We start from the raw sequence: 17358 nt of genomic DNA on the forward strand, positions 1-17358 counted from the left end.
CCGCCGCCGACGCCGGACAAGCAGTTTTCCGGAAGACGCCTCCAGAGCAAGGCTTCGCTCGGGAAGGAAGCCGGTGGCGGAGGATAGGAAGCGGGCCGTGGGACCCCCTCTCACCGCACAGAAAAGGATGAAACCCACCGCCTTCCAGATGACTGTCGGCGGCCGCGCAATTTGAGCCTCCCGCGGGCGGCGCGCGGCGCTGCGCCCAAAAAAGAAGGAGCCGGCCCGAAGGCCGGCTCCTCTTTCGTATCGACCGGTCCGCGAGAGCGGAGCCGGACCTTCTTAGTGGGCCATGCCCCCGCCGAAGGTGATCTCGACGCGACGGTTCTGCGGCTCGCGCACGCCGTCGGCGGTCTCGACCAGCGGACGGCTCTCGCCGAACGCCTGGGTGGTCATGACGCCATCGGGGATGCCGTGGCCGGCCAGGTACGCACGGACCGCATCGGAACGACGCTGGGAAAGGCCCATATTGTACTGGTCCGAACCCGAGCGGTCGGTGTGGCCGGCGATCATCACCTGGGCCTGACCGGTCTGCGCATAGGACGAAGCCGCATTGTCCAGGATCGCAGCTGCCTGCGGGGTGATGTCCGACTTATCCCAGTCGAAGAACACCATGAACGGCCCAACCTGAACCGGCGGCGGAGGCGGCGGCGGAGGCGGCGGGGGCGGAGGAGGCGGCGGCGGCGGGGGAGGCGGCGGCGGCGGCGGCGGTGGCGGCGGCGGCGGCGGGGCCGCACCGAAGTTGAACGCGATGCCGCCGAGCAGGCTGTGCGACCGGAACCGCATCTTGACCTGCTGGCCGTTGAACGCCGTCATCCGCACGTTCGGAACGTTGAAGAAGCGATACTTGACGGTGACGTCGATGTTGTCGCTCACAGCCTGACGAACGCCGGCGAAGACCTGCCACGCGAAGCGCGAGTCGGAATCGTCGAGGTACGGGGACTGGTTGGAGAAGATCCGCGCATTGTTGATCTTCACCCGGGCGATACCCGCACCGCCGCCGACGAAGCCGCTGATGCCGGCGTCGTCGCCGAAATCGAGCATGCCGTTCAGCATGAAGCTGAGCGCCGTCGTCGTACCCGACGAACGGTTGCTCTGCGTGAAGGTGGCGCTGTTCTGGCCCGGAAGCGCGATCGTGTTCAGTTCGCTCCGGATGTTGGCGTGCTTGTAAGCGACTTCGCCCTCGATGCGGAAGCTTCCGAGGTCGTAGCCGACATTGATGTCGCCGTCATAGCCATACCGGTAGCGCAACCGAAGCGCATTGGTCGTGGCACCCACGTTCACATTCGAATCTTCGACGATCATCGCACCGAAATCGCCGCCAACATACCAGGCGCCATCGCGCGCAAAGGCTGGTGTTGCGAGCAAGGTGGATGAAAGCGCCACAGCAATGGCGAGCTTCCGCATAACGTAATCCCCTTTCTACTGCGTCCCATCAGGACGACCGTTGAACTCAATACGGTAACCGAGGTTTCGGCGCAAGCAGGCTTATCCGTACATATGTTGCCGAAATGCCGCACTCGCCTCGAAAGGGGAAGTGCAAACACCTCGTCAGACGGGCCGCAAACGACAGGTAGCGGCCTTGGTTTCACCGCCGCATCAAGAAACCTCAATCGGTGAGGCCGTGTGACTTTAATGTCGCAATCAGCGCCGCCACCGCTGCCCGCGCCTCGGCGTCGATTATCGTTCCGCCAGAAGGGTTTGCAAGCGCCGGAAGCCGCTCGCTGACCACCGCCTTGCCGTCGATCGACAGGCCGGAGCAGGTGAGCCGCCCGCCGCTCCAGACGCTCCCGTCCCACCGCCGGGGGAACCCGCCCGATTTGTCCCAGACCGTCATCCCCGCCGGCGGCGTGACGAACCGCCAGCCGCCGTCGATCCACGCCGCCAAGGCATTTCCACGGCCGCTCCAGGCATCCGTCGCCCCCGCCGCGACGATCCAGCACTCCCCCGGGACCGGCGACGCGGGCGGCGCCGCGCGCGGTCCTTCCTCCACCGCCGCCTGGAGCACAGCGTCGACGAGGATGAGGGCTTCGTTGTGGAACAGCTCCTTCTGCGCCTGCCCCGGCAGGATGAAGGGCAGCCCGAAGCGCGGGCTTTGATCGCTCATGTCGTTCACTCCTCTTGTCAGGAAATCGTGAGGACCGCCTCACGCGAGCTGCCGGAGGTCCCGATCTGCGCCACCCGCACCGTCAGCGGGAAGGCAATGCCGTCCGCGGCCTGCTCCGCGGCGGCATAGCTGAACACCGGTTGGTCCGTTTCGACGGTGCGCCCGCCCCCGGCCACGCCGGCGACGGTGAGCCGATAGGCCTCGCGTTCCTCGCCGAGCGGCGTGTCGCTGCCGCTCATCCACAGCCACCCGCTCCGGCTCCGCCGCACCCAGGAGAAAGCGAGAGCGCCGTCTTCCTGCCGCTCGCAGCGCAGATGGACCGGCGACGGCGGCCGCAGGCTCTCGCCCCCGAAGACCCGCACCGCCGCCGGCGGATCCGGGCCGTCGCCGATCCCGTGCGGCTGCAGGCGCACCTCGGCGCCGACGGCGGCAAGCGGCGGTTCGACCGCTGCTAGCGCCGCCGCATCGACCAGCACGAACGCTTCGCCGGCGCCGTGGAGGCTCGCCGCCCATTCCGTTCCCCGCCGCCCGCGCACCAGCCGCGACAGGCGGAATCGGCGCCCGCCGAGCGGGTCGGCGCGGCCGAACTGCAGCAGCTCATCCCCGGCGACCGCGAGATTTGCGCCCGCCGCAAGAGCGGAATCGTCACGATTCTCGAGCCACATCTCCTCATTCAGCAACGCGACCTCGAAGCTTGCGCTATCGTCGAACAGCGCGGAGCCCCCCGCGAGCGGCGGCACCACCACGTTGCCCATCACCGCAGGCGCGGCCGTGCTTCCAGCTGCCTGCCAGCTGGCCCGGCCGTCATAGCTCGCGCTCAGCGCCGCAGCCCGCCAGCCTTCATCGCCCGCCGCCGCCACCAGGAGCTGCGGCCGCGACGCCGGAACGTCCTGGAGCGAGGGGAGGTCGAGCAGCACCAGCCGCGTCGTCCCGGCCGGCGCGTCTGGCTGCGCCACCGGCCGGCCCGGAGCCGCCGCTGCGGCGGCCTGCGTCGACGGCGGCAGGCGTTCGAGCTCGGCGGCGAGCACCATCTTCTCCAGCGTCAGCCGCGCGACGCTCCAGCCGGCCGGCTTGCCCTCGATCCTCAGGACCGCGCCCGGGCGCAGGCCGAGCCGGCGCGGCGCGAGGTTCACCGTCCCGGTCTCCCGCCCGGCCCACAGACTGTCCAGCCGGAGCTGCGCGGCGGCCCTCGCGACCTCTGCATCCAGTGCCGCCGCCACCGAGCGCCGCTCGCCCTTGCCGCCGGCCCCGCCGCGCGAAGCCCTTTGCAATCCCGTCTGATAGTCGCGCGCGGGATCGTAATAAGCGATCGTCGTCTCGCCCGGCACGTTCGACGCCGCCACCCGCGCCCATTTCGCCCGCCCGCCAGCGCTTCCCGCGGCGTTGCCCAGCTCGTCGTCTCCAACCAGCCACGCCGCGCCCGCCCCGCGTCGCTCGATGCGCAGCCGCGAGCCGGTGTCGACCAGCGACAGCGGCGCGATCTCGCCCAGGGCCTCGATCGCCGCGCGCACTCCGTCCCCGCTCGCGGCATAGCCCGCGACGTCGTCCGTCTCCCCCGCCTCCACATCCCCATCCGCCAACTCGGCGGCAATGGCGGCGACGGCGACCGGGCCGGGATCGGCATCGACTTCAAAGGTGAGCGAAGGAATCCGGTTGCCGTAGTCGGCGAGCTGGAAATCCTCGAACACCGCATAAGCGACGCCGCGATAGGCCGGCGTCTGCCCCGCCCCTTGGACCGAGGCGATCAGCGGGTCCACCACCTGCCCCTCGCCGCCGGAGAGCAGCCGAAACCCCGTCGCGCTCTTGAAGTCGCCCGCCGCGCCGCGCAGCAGCTTGCCGTCGGCCCAAATCCGCCGAACGCCGAGGATCGGGCGCCCTGACAGGGCCACCGCAAAGCTCGCCGAGTAAGTGTAGGAGACACTCTTCGCCTGACCCTTGCCGTTGCCGGCCGTCGAGCGGGTTTCCTTGAGGTCGGTCGCCCAGATCACCGTGCCCGCCACCCTGAGAGTCCCGAACAGCTTCGGAATCTCGCTGCCATAGGTCGAGGTCTGCACCGAAAGGTCGCCGAGCCGCGGCCCCTGCCGCGCCTTGGGCGCGAACAGCCGGCTGTCGACGGCCTGGCCGAGCAAAGCGCCGACGGCGCCGCCGATCGGCCCGCCGACCAAGGTGCCGACCGTGGTAAGGACGAGCGTCGCCATCATTCGTCTCCCATCATCCGCCACACGCCGAGCACCGGCCACGGCAACGGCCCCGGCCGCTCGACGACCAATTTGAGCCCGGCATCGGCGTGGACGATGCCGGTGCCGATCGCGACGGCGAGGTGGATCTGCCCCGCGCCCGGAGCGCAGACGATCACGTCCCCCGCCTCCATCTCCTCCTGCCGCACAGGCGCGCAGCCGAGATCGCAGAGGCCGTTCTCGACCTGGGTCAGGTCCGGCCCGCGCAGCGGATAGTCCCGCCGCACCCGCTCGGCCGCCACGCCTGCCGCCCGCGCGGCGGTGCCGACGCAGTCGAGCCCGAAGCGGGGGTCGCGCCCCTGCGGCCTGAACCGCGTGCCGACCAGGTCCCGCGCCCGCGCCGCGATGCGATCCCCCCGCAGGCTCATGACGCACCCGGATAGCGGGTGAGCAGGTCCATCCCCGGCAGATGGGGCTCGCCGCGGAAATTCTCGCCGTTCGCAAAGCGCCCGGTGCAGGTTGCGAACAGCTTGTCGCACCCTTCGGCGGTCTCGACGAGATCGCCCAGGTTCGGCGGGTGCACCGGCGCCTCACGCAGCATCAGCCGCGGGCCGTCCGAAGCGACGATCGCCGCCTCGAGACCGCTATTCGGCCCGCTCAGCCACCGCAGCCGGCCAAAGCCGTAGGCATTCGTCTCCGGGGAAGCCGAAGCCACCTCCACCACCGCCTCCTCCGGGACCGCAATCACCCGCGTCACCCGAGTCCGCCCCGCCATGTCGACGCGGCACCTCTTGTCGCCAAGCTCGGCGCGGCACGTCGGCGAGGTCTGCTCGACCACCGCCCGGTCGAGCAAAGCCGCCGGCCCGCGCAGCTCCGCTTCGAACCCCTCCCCCTGCATCGAGACGTTGCCGAGCTCGCCGCGCACCAGCGGCAGCGGCGCCGACGGATCCTCCCAATCGACGAGGAACAGGCGCACCGCGGCGCCGTCCCACCGCCCGGCGGCAAGATCGGCCTCCGAGATAGCGGCGCTGGTCAGCGCGCCCGTCACGTCGAGCGCCGAAGCCTCGAAGCCGTCCGACAGCGAAATTGCCGACGGCAGCATCCCCGGCGCAGCACGATAGCGCAGGCCCTCGATGTCGAGGTCGCGGTCGTGCGTCGTGAAGCCGATCGCAACGCCGTCGCGCCGCTCCAGCCGCCAGCAAAAGGCGATCGTCGTGAGGTCGCGTTCGAAGAAGCTCATAACCCCTCCCGCACTTCGATGAGCGGCACCGACGCCGCCTCGCCCGCCGCGAACGTGGCGCGGCTGAGGCTCAGCCGGTCTTCGGCGAAGCGCACCGGCACGTCGAAGCGGAACCCCGCCCGCACCTCCGCCCCCGCTGCCGGCGGCGTATCGAACCGGACGATGCCGAGCGGCCCGAGCGTCCAGCCCGACGCCCGCTCCTCCCCTGCCACCGCCACCCGCACCGACCCCGCGACCGGCCGGGTGATCCGCCGCACCTGGTCGCCATAGCTCTTCACCAGCGGGAAATCGGTTCGCGCCCCGTCGCCAATGCCGAGCAACTGGTCCGCCGCGCCGGGCTCCGCCGTCATGCCGCTGGAGCTATGATCGAACGGGTCCTCGAACCGAAAGGCGACCGCCGCGCCGCGCCGGGCGCGGAAAAAGGCCACCAGAGTCTCCATCTCCGCCTGTCCCCGAACCCCCGGCCCTGCATCGAAGCGCAGCCGCGCGTCGGCCCAGTCGCTGTTCCTCTGCTCGGCTCCGCCCGCCGCGGTCACCACCGAGGTCGAGAAAGCCGGCTCCACGCTCGCCGCGCGCCCGAGCGCGATCGGAAAGCGCACGTCATCGAATGCGTCCACATCCCCCTCCTCCAGATCGAACCAGGTAAAGCCGTCCCGCAGCACCTGCGGCAGCGCCCAGGCGAACACCTCCGCTGCCCCGCGCCCTCGCGCCGCGCCCACCGCGTCCGCGATGGGCCGCCACTGCGCCGCATCCGCCGCAGCCTCGACGAAGCCGGCGAAATAATGCTGGTCTTCAGACGGGTAGCCGAGCCTCGCGCCGGCCGCCGCCGCACCCGCGGCGCTGGCGCCGGTGCGGCCCGAGGTCACCCATTCATAATCTTCGAACTGCAGCACATCGAAAGCCGGTGCGGCCCAGCCCGTAGGAAGGTTCGCCCGCACGACCTCCGCCCCCGTCAGCACAGTCGGCAAATAGACGAGCAGCAGCAGCTCGGCCTCCGCCGCCACCGCGCGCACTGCTGCCGCGAGCTGCGCCGTCGACTGCGCGAGCACCGCCCCCGCCGCGTCGAGCGTCGCCTTCTGCGCCGCGTCCAGTGTCCCGCGCACATCTCCGATCGGCACCGGCGCATAGGCCGCCACCGCCGCCGCATCGTAGAGGCAGATCGCCCCGTCGCCGCGCACCCACCACCAGGGCTCGCCGATTTGGAACCGCACCCGCAGCCCCGCCTCGGCGGCGACGCCGGCAAAGGCCTGCGCCACCTGCCGCAGATAGCCCATTGCCCCGTCATGCGCGGGAGAAAGCAAGGCCGACGGCGGCTCCCAGCCGGTCAGCGCGGGCGCTCCGTCCGCCGCCCGCTGCTTCCAATCGTTCCAGCAATGGCGGTCGAGCAGCTCGTAGGAGAGCGACAGGATAAGCTCGAACCGGAGCGCCTTCGCCCCCGCCGCAAAGTCCCGGTGCCACACCGCGCACGGCCCGTTCAGCACCCCGCCGGCGAGGCTGACGTAGAAATCCGCCCCCAGCGCCTCGAGCCGGAAATAATGGCTCATCCCGATATAATGGTCGACGGCGCCGCGGTAGCCGAGCTGCAGCATGTTCCGCAGCACCCGCGCCGGCGTCAGATGATAGAGATCGTCATAGCCGGTGGCGATGCGAAGCCGGTGCTCCGGCACCAGCACGTCGCCGATCGCCAGCACGGATCCAGGCCCGTCGCAGGCCATTCCGCTCAGCTCGACCCACCCCTCCGCCGGCGCCGCGAGCGGCACATCCGAATTGGTAAAACCGGGCGGCACCAGCGACACGAACATCCGGTCGACATCGCCCGCCCAGACCGGATCGTCCTTCGCCCAGCCCCCTGCGAGAGCGTCGAAGTCGAGCGCCACCGCCGCATCCTCCGGCGCTCCGGACGCATAATTCCACAGCCGCACGTACCAGGTCCGCGCCGCGCCGCCGGCGTCGCGCGCCTCGATCGTCAGCGTCGGCCCGTTCACCGCATCGAGCGGCATCACGCCCCCGCTCCGCCACCGGAAGCGCAGCGTGCAGCCCCGGAAATCGCGGCTCGTCTCATAGCCGAGCAAGGCGTGGTCGAACCGGTCCTCGGCCTCCCAAATCAACCCGGCAAGATCGTTCGCCTTGTAGAAGACCGCATCCACGCGCAGCGCATCCGCCGCAATCGTTACCACCGACGCCACCATCGGCCGCGGAAAATTGACGGTCCAGAAGCGGGAGTCGAAGCGCTTGACGAACCCCGTCCGCCGCCCCGCCCCGCGCGGCGCAAGCCAATATGCCATGTCGCTTCTCCCCCGTTTAGCGCCTACCCGGCCACTATGCTGACGGCGCTCGCCTTGATGCTTGCAGCCCCGGCCGCGGCTTCGGACGCACGACTATGCTTTGGCAGCGCGATGATCCGGTTCGGGCGGGGAAAGGCCCGGCTGACGCCGCAGGCTTTGGAGCATCTCGGGTTTTTCCTGCGGGATTCGCAGCAAGCCGCCGTCCCGCCGACCTACGAGGTCGAAGGCGGCGGCGATGCGATTCCCGGTCATCCTTTCGACCGCCGCCTCGCCGTACGTCGCGCGTCGACGATGAAGAGCTTTCTGGTTCAGCACGGTGTCCCGCCCGCCCGGATCAAGATCGTCATCGGCCAGCGCCTGCGCTTCACCGCCTTCGACGACTACGCCATCGAGCTCAGCGATGCCGGGCACGCCCGTGCGTTCGCGCCGCTCGCCGCCGTGCGGAACCTGTATCCGCCCGGCAGCATCATCGAGTGCCTCTGACCGCTCAATCCTCGACGCGCAGCAGGGCCTCCCGCACCGCCCGCGCGACCTGGCGGCTGGATTTCGCCAACGCCTCCGGTGCGCCGCCCGAGGGTGCGTTGACCGTGATGCTCATCCGGATGTCGCGCGGGGCCGTCTGCCCGCTGCCCGCGTCGATCCGCCCGCTGGCGGTCGGCACGAACAGCTCCGGCCCCCGCTCGCCGACCACATAGGCCCGGCCCGGCGCCACCGGTCCGCCCCCCGCCCGGCCCGGAAGGCCGAGCAGCGACGTGATCAGCTGCCCCGCCAAGCCCCCCAGGCCTCCTCCCGACCCGCCGCCGCCCCCGCCGCCGCCCGCCAGCGCGTTCACCCCGGAACGCAGCGCGCTCGAGGCGATCTCGTTCATCATCGTCAGGATCGTCCGCTTCAGATCCTCGAAGCCGAACTTGCCCGTCCGCACCGCCCGCAGCAGCGCCGCCTCGATCGTCAGCCCGGCCCGCGCCGCGCCTTCGGAAAGCGGCCCGGCGAGCTGCGCCCGCATCTCCGCCACGTCCCGCGAGAACGCGCCCGTATCCGCCCGCACGCTCACCAGCAGGCGCTCGATTTCCTCGTCCATCATCTTCCTCCCCGTCGCCAGATGGGGAGGGGGACCAGGTGAAACCTGGTGGAGGGGTACCCGCCCCGATCTGCGAAACTCTAATCCGGAAACTTCGCCATCAGCCCCGCCAGCTCGTCGCGCCCCACCGCCGCACCACCCGCCGGCTCGCACAGAGCCTCGAGCACCGCACGCAGCTCCGTCGGCGTCGCCCGCCAGAACGCCTCGGGGCTCCAGCCCAGCAACACCCCCGCGAGCCCCGCGAGCCGCGAGGCTGCGGGCGCGAACCTATCCGCGGCCATCGAGAATCTGCCCTAGCAAGGCCTTCAGCACCGGCGTCGCCCGTGCCAGCCCGGCCTCGGCGATCGCCGCGCCGACCCGCTCGCGGCTCAGCCCCGCGGGCCGGTCGCGCACGCAATGCCAGAACAAGGCGGCCATCTCGGCAAGCCTCAGCCCGCCCGCCGCCGCGCGTTCGACCAGGCCGAACAGCGGGCCGAGTTCCTCCTCGGCCGCAACCAGGGCCTCGAAGCTCGGCCGCAGCACGAGCGCCAGCCCGCCCACCACCAGCGCCGCCTCGCCGCGCGCTGCGTTCGCCGCGCCGCTCATGCCGCCGCCACCGGGCCGGAGCTTTCGAGGCTCAGCGCGTAGGTCCGCTCGCCATTATAATCGCCGGCATAATCGAGCCGGGTGACGAGGAAGCGCCCCCGCAGCCGCTCGCCGCTTTCGAAGCTCAGCTCGTACGCGTCGATCGCCCCGCCCAAGGCATTCCCCTTGATCCGCAATTCCGCCGCCGAGCCGGTGAATATCCCGCTCGCCGACACCGACACCGATCGCAGCCCGGCGCCGGACAGCAGCTCGCGCCATCCGCCCGAATCCTTGCTGGTGACGTTGACCGCCTCGCCGTTCACCGAAAGCTGCGTCGCGCGCAGCCCCGCGACCGTTGCGTAAACCGGCGGTTCGGCGCCGTCCCCGACCTTCAGCAAGAAGGCACTTCCCTTTTCCGCGCTCATCGGACATTCTCCCTTTCGTTCAAATCGGTTGCATTGGAGGTCGTATGATTACTCCGCTGCTTCTCCTGGCTCTCGCCGCGCCGGCCCATTCCGCCGGTCCGCCGCCCAATCCCAATGTCCAGCGCCAGGCGTTGACTCACTGCTACACCGAGACGCTCGCCACGGATCTGCACGCCCACGTTGCGGTGGACGCGTTCAAGGCGAAGCTCGACACGCTCTGCAAACCGGAGGCGGAGGCGTTCCGTCAGGCCTCGGTCCATTCCGACGTCGCGGTCGGCATCAAGACCTCGGCGGCGCAGGACAATGCGGCATCCGAACTGAAGGACATCGTCGAGATGCAGTTCGAGCGCTACAAGAGCTACTTCGAGACCAACACGACGCCGCGCTAAACCCGGCCGGTCAGCCGGCGCGGAGCAGCCGCGCGCGGAATTCGAGCGAGCCCGCCCACAACGTATCGGCGCCGGCCGGCGCCTTGGCGCCGCCCGCCGCTCCGTCGGCGGCCAGCAGCGGCGCCCACGCCACGCTCTCCGCCACCAGCCGCACCGAGCGCTGCGCCACCGCATTGCCCAGATACGCCTCGCGCACCTGCGCCTCGTAGCTGCGCGGCCACTCGCCCACCGGCGGTCCCCCCGCCCACGCGCGATACAAAAAGGGCCGGGCGGCCTCCCGCCCGGCCCTCGAAGAGCCCTTCCTGCCAAACCATTTCATCGTCTATCTCCGCTCCTATGTTCTCCGGCATCTTTGCCTTCATCCTGTGGATCGTCGTGCTCATCGGCGCGATCCGCCTCGTGAACGCCCTGGCGATGCGCGAGATCAACCAAGCCGGCATCCTCTACCGCCGCGCCGAATGCGCGCCCGATTACTGGTTCGAGATGATCGCGGCCGCGGCCGTCCTCCTCTACATCGTTGCGTGTCTGCTCGGTCCGCCGATGCTCGGCGGCGACGGCCGTCCGATAAACGCGATCGACGTCATCCTTCCCGCCCTTTTGGTGCGGGAGGTGGCGCGCGCCTTTCGCTACGGCCGCGTAAAATTCCTCGGCACGTTTTTCGTACGCACCGAGAAAGCGCGGGAATATTGGACGGTCGTCCTCGTCGAAGCCGCGATCACAGCGATGATCCTCGCGCTGATGATTTCGGAGCTGGCGCCCCTTCACCCCCGCGCGTAGCGCTCCACCACCGCCGGATGGAGCGGGCTGTCGAAGGCGATGCCCGCGCGGTTTCCGTCGCACCACATCACCCGCGCCGCCCAGCTCTGCAGCCCCGGCAGCTTCAGCCACACCCGCGATCCGCATTCCAGATGCACGCCCGCCTCGATGCCGGCGCCGCCCGTGGAAAGGTCCACGACGTTGATCGCGCAGGACGGGCGGTCGTCGCCGCCGCTCCGCAAGCCCGCACCGATCTGGACCGGCGCGCGCGCGTAGCGGCGCCGGTCATATTCGCTGCCGCGTTCGAGCGATGCCGCGAGGCGCAAGGCCGTTCTCCCACACACACGCGCCCCACCCACGCGGCGCGCCCGCACATCCTACGCCCCCAAAGACGAACCAAAGGTTACCGCGGCGCGCCCCGCTGCCCGTCCCGAAACAGCCACAGCATCCCCGCCCGATAGGCGTTGGTGAGGTCCGCCGCATGCGTTCCGCCGGGCAGATCGACCTTCTTGACCGCCCACGGCGCGTCCTTGCGTCCCTGCCAGGCCGCGAACCATTCCGCCGCCCCCTGCCGCCCCGGCCCATTGTTGCGCTCGCCGCTGACCAGCACCAGGCCCAGATCCTTGCGGGCCCCCGCTGCCGCTCCGGCGAACAACCGCGCCCGCCCGTAACGGAAGCTCGGGTTGCTCGCGATCCGCCCGCGGAAGAGGTCCGGATCGGTAAGCGCCGAGTAGAGCACGTAGGTACCGCCGTAAGACTGCCCCACCAGCACCCGCCGCGCCGGATCGCCCCGGAACCGCCGCTCCACCTCGGGCAGCAGCTCGTCCTTCAGAAACACCGAGAAGGCCGCCGCCCCCGCCGTGCCGCCCGGCGTCGCGGGCTCATCAAGAAAGTCCACGTCGCGCTTGTTCACCGCCGGATCGAACGATCCGTAGGCGATCCCCACCACGATCGCGTCCTCCAGCCCCTCGTCGTAATGGAGGAAGAGGTGCTCCGGCGCGAGCATTGGAAAGGCGCTGTCCCCGTCGAGCAGATAAACGATCGGCCAATGCCGCCCCGGCGCCTTCGCATACTCCTCCGGCACCCGAACATAGATGTGATAGACCCGCCCCACCGCCTTCGATCGCAGCGCGAAATACCCGCCCTTCAGCGCCGGCAGAAAGTCGAGCGGCACCTGCCCCGCCTCCGTCCCCCGCGGCACCGAGGTCGGAGCCGGAGCAGCAGCGGCGGCAAGCGCGATCAGGAGCGGAGCCACGAACATCGCCGCCAAGGCTAAACCTCTCCGCCCCCGCCCGCAAACAGCCTTCAAAAGAACGTGATCCGCGGCGCGGAACGCTTCCGCAGCAGCTCGGTCAGCGCCCACACCATCGCGTCCGCCCGGTCGGGCGATCGTCCCGGCCCCTCATAGCCGCCGCCGATGATCATCCCGGCCAGTTCGTCCTCCAGCGCCGGAAACACGCCCGCAAACTTCGCCTTGCCCCTCTCGAAGAAAGCCGCAACCGGCTCGGCCCGCGCGCTTTTGCCCTTCACCGCCCGCGCGGTCCGCACCGGCAGGCTGCAGTCGACGCTGCGGAGCACGCTCTCGACCATATCGCCGCCCTGGTTGGTCTCGACGATCACCCGGTCCGCGTCCCACATGTCCGCCGCCCGCACCACCGCCGCAGCCCAGCCCCCCGGCCGCAGCCCCGACACGCTCGCATCGGCCAGCACATAGCCGACGCCGTCCGCCCCCAGCCCGCACACCACGATCCCGCACGCATCGCCGCCCACCGTCGCCGGCGGATCCACGCCGACGACGACGCGGCGCATCCCCTGCCTCCCCATCGCCAGATGGGGAGGGGAACCAAGCTCTGCTTGGTGGAGGGGTAATTGGCACGATCCGCCGTCACTCGCTCCCGAACCGCCAACCTCGCCGCCTTCCACCCCTCCACCAGCGCCCGGCTGACCCCCCTCCCCAAGCCCAGCCTGGAGAGGCACCACCCGGCACCGCTCGATCAAGTCCCGCGGCCACAAACTCCCCTCGGCATCCTCGATCAGCTCGCCGTCGAGCTCCTGCCGCCCCAGCCGGGTGCCGCCGTAAAGGTCGCTGAAATGGCTGACGACATTGCGCGCCAGCGCCAGATTGTCCGCCGTCCGCCCCCGCGTCTTCGCCAAGGCCGGCAGCGCCGCGATCCGCCGCATCAGCGGCGTCCCCCGCGGCGTCGTCGTCGCCAGCACCTGGGGCCTGTCTCCGCGCCGCAACCCGAACATCAGATTGTCCCACGCCGCATCGGCATTGGCCCATTTCCCGACCTCGTCGCACCAGGCGAAATCATGCTCCGGCCCGCGCAGCGCCTCGGCATTGGCCGCCGAATAGATGCGCGCGATCGTCCCGCCCGGCCAGGTCAGCCGCCCGAGCGACGGCTCCCAGTCCGGCCGCGCCGTCCCGTCGACGCAGGCGAGGACGCCGGAAGGCCCCTCGACCATGATCGCCCGCGCCTCCTCCTCGGTCGCGCCGACCAAAGCGATCCGCCGCCCCGGTTCGTCGGCGACGTCGAGCACCCATTCCGCGCCGGCCCGAGTCTTGCCGAAGCCGCGGCCGGCCATCACCAGCCAAACCCGCCAGTCGCTCTCGGGCGGCATCTGCGCCGGCCGCGCCATCGCGCCCCAGCCGAGCAGGAACTCGTCCCGCAGCTCCCGCCGCAGCCCTCGCACGAAGTCGATCCGCGCGCTGAACGGCGTCATCGAGATCCGCTCGAACGGCGAGAAGCGCGCCGCTTTCTCCGCCTCCGGGAGCGCCTGGAGCAGCGCGATCATCTAGCCCTCGCCGCCCATGCGGCGGTTGAACTCGGCCAGGCGATCGAGCAGCTCGCGCCGCAGCGCCCGCCGCCGCTCCGCGTCCCGCCGCGCCACCGGCGCCGCGCCGGCGCTTGCCGCCGCCTTGGCCGCCCGCCCTTCGTAAAGCTTGAGAAGCTGCAGCGCGAGCGCCGTCGGAACCGCCCGGAGCTTCGCCTCGATCTCGTTGGCCGGCGCCGGCCTGTTGTCGCCGAACCGCGCCCTCTCGTGTAGCTCCAGCGCCATCAGCACCCGGCTCTCCGCCAGCGCCTCCTCCCACCGCGCCCGGAAGGCAGGGTCGGAGCGCTGGTCGTATACGTCGCGGCTGCGCCTCAGCAGCCCCGCGGCCCGCAAGGCCGCCGTCACGTTGCAGACGATGGAGAGCTCGCGAAAGAAGATCGCCTCCTTGTCCTTCGGCCACCGCACCCGCGCCGCGTTCTTTCGCGGGGCCTTTTTCGCCGCCTTCCCCTTCGGCTTTGGCGTCGCCTTCTGCTTCGGCGACACCGACGCCCCCTTTACAGCCCCGCCATCAACGTCCCCATTGTCCCCGGCGACCACTTCCTCATCAGGCGCCGTCGCGGACAGATACTGTCCGTTCCTGCCCCGCCTCCGATTGCCCATAGCCCCTCCTCGACCGCCCCCCGGCGGCAATAAAAAAGCCGGCGGGAAAACCCGGCCGGCTGGCTGTCGATTTCGGTGAGAAGCGAATCAGCTACACTTCTCGACGATGACAGAAAGGTACCTTAGCAGCGTGACGCTGTCAAGCGTTTTTTCCAGATAGGCGATTTCCTATTTTTCCCGTTTAACCGCCGAAAATAGGAATTCGCGGAAAAGAAAAATGTGTTTTCAAATTTTTTCCGGCACTTGCGTGGGCCTCGTCCGTTGGGGGTTGATGAAGAAGTACCTTCCTTTGGTTCCCGCCGCCGCCGCCGCGGCGATTCTCTTCCCGCTGTCGATGAGCAGCCGCGCCGCGCACGCCGACGCCGCGCCGCCGGTTCCGCCGGCAATTCTCCACGCCGCGGTCGACAATGCCGAGGCCCAGCGCAAGGCGGCGGTGCCGCCGCGCATCGTCCCCACCGACACTGCCGCCGATCTCGACAAGATGGCCAACAGCGCCGCGAAGGTCGATCCCGCGAAGATCGACCCCAAGCTCGCCCTCAACGCCCTCGACCGCTGAGCCGGCCCGATGGGGTGAAAGGTACAGGAAATCCGTTCGGGCTGAGCCCGTCGAAGCCCGCCCTTCTCCTCGTCCCCGCAGCGCGAACCTAGGCCTTCGCGCCCCGCGTCAGCAGCCGGCGCCAGACGATGATCGTCAGCATGCCGAGCTGCCCCCATTCCGGCGTGTACCAGGACAGGATCAGCGCCGTCGCCGCGCCCAAAGCGACCGCCACGCTCCGCCCCCGCACATAGCGGATCCGCGCCGGATCGGCGTCTTCGACCAGCATCGACGGCCCGGTGGCGATGTGCACGACAGCGATGTTGAGCAGGCCGGCGACGAGCAAAGCTCCGCAATAGACGAGGCTCGGCACCCGCTGGTTCAAATTCTGCGCGTCGAAGGCGGAGGCGAACGGCATGAACGCGATCACGCCCAGCAATCCCATGTTCCAGCCGAGCACCCGCCCGCTGTAGCGCCCGGCCAGCGCAAACGCGCGGTGATGCGCGATCCAGAAAATTCCGACCACCGCGAAGCTGATGAAATAGCTTGCAAAGCTCGGCCCCAGCAGATGCAGCGCGTGCCAATAGGCTTCGTCGGCCGACCCCCTCGGCAGCACCGGCACCTTGATTTCGAGCACCAGCAAAGTGATCGCGATCGCGAACACCGCGTCCGAAAAGAACACCAGCCGCTCGAGCGTATGATCCGTCTTGCCCGCCGCGCTCACTCGCTATCCCCCGCCTCGCCGAGCAGGAACTATCCGCCTCTCCATCGCGAAGGCAAGGCACTGCGCCTCCACCCCTTTCGTCCGCCTGCGCGGTCGGCGATCGATACGAGGCTCAGCCGTCCTTCGAAGGCGGCGCGTCCCTCTCGCGCCGGCGGGCTTGCTCCCGGTCCTTCTCGACTTGCTGGCCCTGGGCTGTGAGACCGCCCTCGAGAAGCTGGTCGGAAATCTCGATCGCCGCGGCAGCGGTCAGGTGGACATCGACGCCGTCGGGGCCGTCCAGATAGACAATGCCGTCCTCCGCAGAGACCTTGCTCCTCTCGTCGTAGACCTTGTCGTCCATACCCTATGAGCGCCGGACCGCGCCGGTTGTTCCCGAAATGAGAACCTACGCCCCCGATGTGCGCGCCCGCGCGTCACTCGGGCGTGAAATCCCTCAGCCGGGCTACCGCGCCGGCATCGAGCCGCTGCAGCAACGCCACCACCAATTCGACCATCTGGTCGAAATCGCGGCGGTTGACGATGCCGTTATGGGCATGCGTGTACCGCGCGGGTACGACCAGATTCACCGTCGGCGCCCCGCCGGCGAAGCTCTGCATCTCGGCGCTGTCGTCGCCATAGCCCTGCACCAGATCCAATTGCAGCGGGATCCCCTTCGCCGCCGCGACCTCCTTCACCAGCGCCACCATCTTGCGATTGGGCAGCGCGCTCGAATCGTACAGGAACATGCCCGGCCCGCCGCCGAGCCTCGCCTGCGATTCCTCCGCCCGCGCCCCGCCGGCATCGCCGGTGACGCCGCCCTCGATCGCGATGCCGACATCGGGCTTCACGATCGCCGTCGAGGCCCGCGCGCCCCTCAGCCCGATCTCCTCCTGCACGGTCGCGACGAAGAAGATCTGGTTGGGATGCCCGCTCGCCTTCAGCCGGCGCATCGCTTCGATCAAAACGGCGCAGCCGATGCGGTCGTCCCAGGCCTTGCCGGCATAGTTCATCGTGCCATTCAATATTTCGAACGGACTGTCCGGAACCACCGGATCGCCCGGCGAGAGGCCGAGCGCCGCGACCTCCGCCGCATTCCGCGCCCCGACATCGAGGAACACCGCGTCCCTCGGGATCAGCCGGTTGCGCTCGTCGCCGCTCGTCAGGTGCACATCGCGAATGCCGGTGACGGCGCGCACCGGCCCCTTCGATCCGAGGATCACCCAGCGCTGCCCGGCGATCGCCTGGTCGAGCCAGCCGCCGAGCATCTGCATCGACAGGAAGCCCTCGCCGGTCACCCGCCGCACCATCCCGCCCAATTCGTCCATATGCGCGTCGAGCATGATCCTCGGCCCGCTCGCCCCCTGCCGCGCGATCACCGATCCCAGCCCGTCATAGCTCAGGGAATCGGCGAGCGGCCGCATCTCGCGCACCATCACCTTCCTCACCGGCTCCTCAAACCCCGGCGGCCCCGCCGCATCGCTGAGCTCGCGCAGCAAGGCGGTGGTGCGATCCTGCGCGGCGAGCGGGCTGGCGCCAAACGCGAGGGCGGCAGCGGCAAACAGGGTGGCAAAGCGCATCGGCAGGCTCCTTCGCATAAACGATCTGCCGTTCAGCACGATTGCCGCCGCGACGCCACTCCCCGCTCGTGAAAGCTTCACCTCGGC

Annotated in this window: 22 protein-coding genes; 4 read left to right on the top strand and 18 right to left on the bottom strand. The window is 69.9% G+C overall.

The window, feature by feature from the left end:
• Positions 1–282: 282 nt before the first annotated feature.
• The 6 genes from VGC56_RS00915 to VGC56_RS00940 all read right to left on the bottom strand — a co-directional run bounded on the left by VGC56_RS00915 (position 283) and on the right by VGC56_RS00940 (position 7809).
• Positions 283–1407, bottom strand: a complete 1125-nt coding sequence (locus VGC56_RS00915) for an OmpA family protein (protein ID WP_464122665.1) — start codon at positions 1405–1407, stop codon at positions 283–285.
• 202 nt (positions 1408–1609) lie between these two features.
• A complete protein-coding gene (locus VGC56_RS00920) occupies positions 1610–2107 on the bottom strand; it encodes a DUF2793 domain-containing protein (protein WP_464122666.1) in 498 nt (165 codons plus the stop codon).
• A gap of 17 nt (positions 2108–2124) precedes the next feature.
• On the bottom strand, positions 2125–4305 hold the full coding sequence (locus VGC56_RS00925; RefSeq protein ID WP_464122667.1) for a phage tail protein: 2181 nt from the start codon (positions 4303–4305) through the stop codon (positions 2125–2127).
• Positions 4305–4712: a peptidoglycan endopeptidase gene (locus VGC56_RS00930; protein ID WP_464122668.1), complete on the bottom strand. Its 408-nt coding sequence runs from the start codon at positions 4710–4712 to the stop codon at positions 4305–4307. The genes VGC56_RS00925 and VGC56_RS00930 overlap by 1 nt, the downstream gene beginning before the upstream one ends.
• A complete protein-coding gene (locus tag VGC56_RS00935) occupies positions 4709–5524 on the bottom strand; it encodes a DUF2163 domain-containing protein (RefSeq protein ID WP_464122669.1) in 816 nt (271 codons plus the stop codon). Before VGC56_RS00935 ends, VGC56_RS00930 begins: the two co-directional genes overlap by 4 nt.
• Entirely contained in the window at positions 5521–7809 is a 2289-nt protein-coding gene (locus VGC56_RS00940) for a phage distal tail protein, Rcc01695 family (RefSeq protein ID WP_464122670.1), read from the bottom strand. The genes VGC56_RS00935 and VGC56_RS00940 overlap by 4 nt, the downstream gene beginning before the upstream one ends.
• Positions 7810–7845: 36 nt before the next feature.
• Here VGC56_RS00940 and VGC56_RS00945 point away from each other — a divergent pair, with 36 nt between their 5' ends.
• Positions 7846–8292 (top strand): OmpA family protein, encoded by a 447-nt coding sequence (locus VGC56_RS00945; RefSeq protein ID WP_464122671.1) that lies wholly within the window; start codon positions 7846–7848, stop codon positions 8290–8292.
• Positions 8293–8296: 4 nt separating this feature from the next.
• On the opposite strand, the gene VGC56_RS00950 is transcribed toward VGC56_RS00945, so the two are convergent.
• The 4 genes from VGC56_RS00950 to VGC56_RS00965 all read right to left on the bottom strand — a co-directional run bounded on the left by VGC56_RS00950 (position 8297) and on the right by VGC56_RS00965 (position 9876).
• The gene (locus VGC56_RS00950) at positions 8297–8887 is read right to left on the bottom strand and encodes a tail tape measure protein (protein ID WP_464122711.1); all 591 of its coding nucleotides are present in this window, start codon (positions 8885–8887) and stop codon (positions 8297–8299) included.
• Between the two features lie 80 nt (positions 8888–8967).
• Positions 8968–9168 (bottom strand): phage tail assembly chaperone, encoded by a 201-nt coding sequence (locus tag VGC56_RS00955; RefSeq protein ID WP_464122673.1) that lies wholly within the window; start codon positions 9166–9168, stop codon positions 8968–8970.
• Entirely contained in the window at positions 9155–9472 is a 318-nt protein-coding gene (locus VGC56_RS00960) for a gene transfer agent family protein (RefSeq protein ID WP_464122674.1), read from the bottom strand. The genes VGC56_RS00955 and VGC56_RS00960 overlap by 14 nt, the downstream gene beginning before the upstream one ends.
• Complete coding sequence (locus tag VGC56_RS00965) at positions 9469–9876, bottom strand: phage tail tube protein (RefSeq protein ID WP_464122675.1); 408 nt, start codon at positions 9874–9876, stop codon at positions 9469–9471. Before VGC56_RS00965 ends, VGC56_RS00960 begins: the two co-directional genes overlap by 4 nt.
• Before the next feature lie 44 nt (positions 9877–9920).
• Here VGC56_RS00965 and VGC56_RS00970 point away from each other — a divergent pair, with 44 nt between their 5' ends.
• Complete coding sequence (locus VGC56_RS00970) at positions 9921–10265, top strand: hypothetical protein (protein WP_464122676.1); 345 nt, start codon at positions 9921–9923, stop codon at positions 10263–10265.
• Positions 10266–10275: 10 nt separating this feature from the next.
• On the opposite strand, the gene VGC56_RS00975 is transcribed toward VGC56_RS00970, so the two are convergent.
• Positions 10276–10494: a hypothetical protein gene (locus tag VGC56_RS00975; RefSeq protein ID WP_464122677.1), complete on the bottom strand. Its 219-nt coding sequence runs from the start codon at positions 10492–10494 to the stop codon at positions 10276–10278.
• Between the two features lie 107 nt (positions 10495–10601).
• Between VGC56_RS00975 and VGC56_RS00980 the strand changes: the two genes are divergently transcribed.
• A complete protein-coding gene (locus VGC56_RS00980) occupies positions 10602–11042 on the top strand; it encodes a hypothetical protein (RefSeq protein WP_464122678.1) in 441 nt (146 codons plus the stop codon).
• Here VGC56_RS00980 and VGC56_RS00985 read toward each other — a convergent pair.
• The 4 genes from VGC56_RS00985 to VGC56_RS01000 form a co-directional block, all read right to left on the bottom strand.
• The gene (locus VGC56_RS00985; protein ID WP_464122679.1) at positions 11027–11347 is read right to left on the bottom strand and encodes a PilZ domain-containing protein; all 321 of its coding nucleotides are present in this window, start codon (positions 11345–11347) and stop codon (positions 11027–11029) included. The genes VGC56_RS00980 and VGC56_RS00985 overlap by 16 nt on opposite strands.
• Before the next feature lie 77 nt (positions 11348–11424).
• Positions 11425–12276, bottom strand: coding sequence for an alpha/beta hydrolase (locus VGC56_RS00990; protein WP_464122680.1), 852 nt, complete (start codon positions 12274–12276; stop codon positions 11425–11427).
• A 50-nt stretch (positions 12277–12326) separates the two neighbouring features.
• Positions 12327–13817: a DNA-packaging protein gene (locus VGC56_RS00995; protein ID WP_464122681.1), complete on the bottom strand. Its 1491-nt coding sequence runs from the start codon at positions 13815–13817 to the stop codon at positions 12327–12329.
• Positions 13818–14339, bottom strand: coding sequence for a hypothetical protein (locus tag VGC56_RS01000; RefSeq protein ID WP_464122682.1), 522 nt, complete (start codon positions 14337–14339; stop codon positions 13818–13820). It lies immediately after the preceding gene.
• Between the two features lie 388 nt (positions 14340–14727).
• On the opposite strand from VGC56_RS01000, the gene VGC56_RS01005 reads away from it, so the two are divergent.
• The gene (locus VGC56_RS01005; protein WP_464122683.1) at positions 14728–15012 is read left to right on the top strand and encodes a hypothetical protein; all 285 of its coding nucleotides are present in this window, start codon (positions 14728–14730) and stop codon (positions 15010–15012) included.
• 88 nt (positions 15013–15100) lie between these two features.
• Here the strand turns inward: VGC56_RS01005 and VGC56_RS01010 are convergent, their stop codons facing one another.
• From VGC56_RS01010 to VGC56_RS01020, 3 genes are all read right to left on the bottom strand, one after another.
• Complete coding sequence (locus tag VGC56_RS01010; protein ID WP_464122684.1) at positions 15101–15715, bottom strand: TMEM175 family protein; 615 nt, start codon at positions 15713–15715, stop codon at positions 15101–15103.
• A gap of 112 nt (positions 15716–15827) precedes the next feature.
• On the bottom strand, positions 15828–16055 hold the full coding sequence (locus VGC56_RS01015; protein WP_464122685.1) for a hypothetical protein: 228 nt from the start codon (positions 16053–16055) through the stop codon (positions 15828–15830).
• A gap of 73 nt (positions 16056–16128) precedes the next feature.
• Positions 16129–17271 (bottom strand): M42 family metallopeptidase, encoded by a 1143-nt coding sequence (locus VGC56_RS01020; protein ID WP_464122686.1) that lies wholly within the window; start codon positions 17269–17271, stop codon positions 16129–16131.
• Positions 17272–17358: the final 87 nt, after the last annotated feature.

The organism is Allosphingosinicella sp., assembly GCF_036403745.1.
In the GTDB taxonomy this organism is placed as follows: Bacteria; Pseudomonadota; Alphaproteobacteria; order Sphingomonadales; family Sphingomonadaceae; genus Allosphingosinicella.

Coding starts and splice junctions, on each gene's coding strand:
- VGC56_RS00915 (WP_464122665.1), bottom strand. CDS start 1,407: ATGCGGAAGCTCGCCATTGCTGTGGCGCTTTCATCCACCTTGCTCGCA.
- VGC56_RS00920 (WP_464122666.1), bottom strand. CDS start 2,107: ATGAGCGATCAAAGCCCGCGCTTCGGGCTGCCCTTCATCCTGCCGGGG.
- VGC56_RS00925 (WP_464122667.1), bottom strand. CDS start 4,305: ATGGCGACGCTCGTCCTTACCACGGTCGGCACCTTGGTCGGCGGGCCG.
- VGC56_RS00930 (WP_464122668.1), bottom strand. CDS start 4,712: ATGAGCCTGCGGGGGGATCGCATCGCGGCGCGGGCGCGGGACCTGGTC.
- VGC56_RS00935 (WP_464122669.1), bottom strand. CDS start 5,524: ATGAGCTTCTTCGAACGCGACCTCACGACGATCGCCTTTTGCTGGCGG.
- VGC56_RS00940 (WP_464122670.1), bottom strand. CDS start 7,809: ATGGCATATTGGCTTGCGCCGCGCGGGGCGGGGCGGCGGACGGGGTTC.
- VGC56_RS00945 (WP_464122671.1), top strand. CDS start 7,846: ATGCTGACGGCGCTCGCCTTGATGCTTGCAGCCCCGGCCGCGGCTTCG.
- VGC56_RS00950 (WP_464122711.1), bottom strand. CDS start 8,887: ATGGACGAGGAAATCGAGCGCCTGCTGGTGAGCGTGCGGGCGGATACG.
- VGC56_RS00955 (WP_464122673.1), bottom strand. CDS start 9,168: ATGGCCGCGGATAGGTTCGCGCCCGCAGCCTCGCGGCTCGCGGGGCTC.
- VGC56_RS00960 (WP_464122674.1), bottom strand. CDS start 9,472: ATGAGCGGCGCGGCGAACGCAGCGCGCGGCGAGGCGGCGCTGGTGGTG.
- VGC56_RS00965 (WP_464122675.1), bottom strand. CDS start 9,876: ATGAGCGCGGAAAAGGGAAGTGCCTTCTTGCTGAAGGTCGGGGACGGC.
- VGC56_RS00970 (WP_464122676.1), top strand. CDS start 9,921: ATGATTACTCCGCTGCTTCTCCTGGCTCTCGCCGCGCCGGCCCATTCC.
- VGC56_RS00980 (WP_464122678.1), top strand. CDS start 10,602: ATGTTCTCCGGCATCTTTGCCTTCATCCTGTGGATCGTCGTGCTCATC.
- VGC56_RS00995 (WP_464122681.1), bottom strand. CDS start 13,817: ATGATCGCGCTGCTCCAGGCGCTCCCGGAGGCGGAGAAAGCGGCGCGC.
- VGC56_RS01005 (WP_464122683.1), top strand. CDS start 14,728: ATGAAGAAGTACCTTCCTTTGGTTCCCGCCGCCGCCGCCGCGGCGATT.
- VGC56_RS01015 (WP_464122685.1), bottom strand. CDS start 16,055: ATGGACGACAAGGTCTACGACGAGAGGAGCAAGGTCTCTGCGGAGGAC.
- VGC56_RS01020 (WP_464122686.1), bottom strand. CDS start 17,271: ATGCGCTTTGCCACCCTGTTTGCCGCTGCCGCCCTCGCGTTTGGCGCC.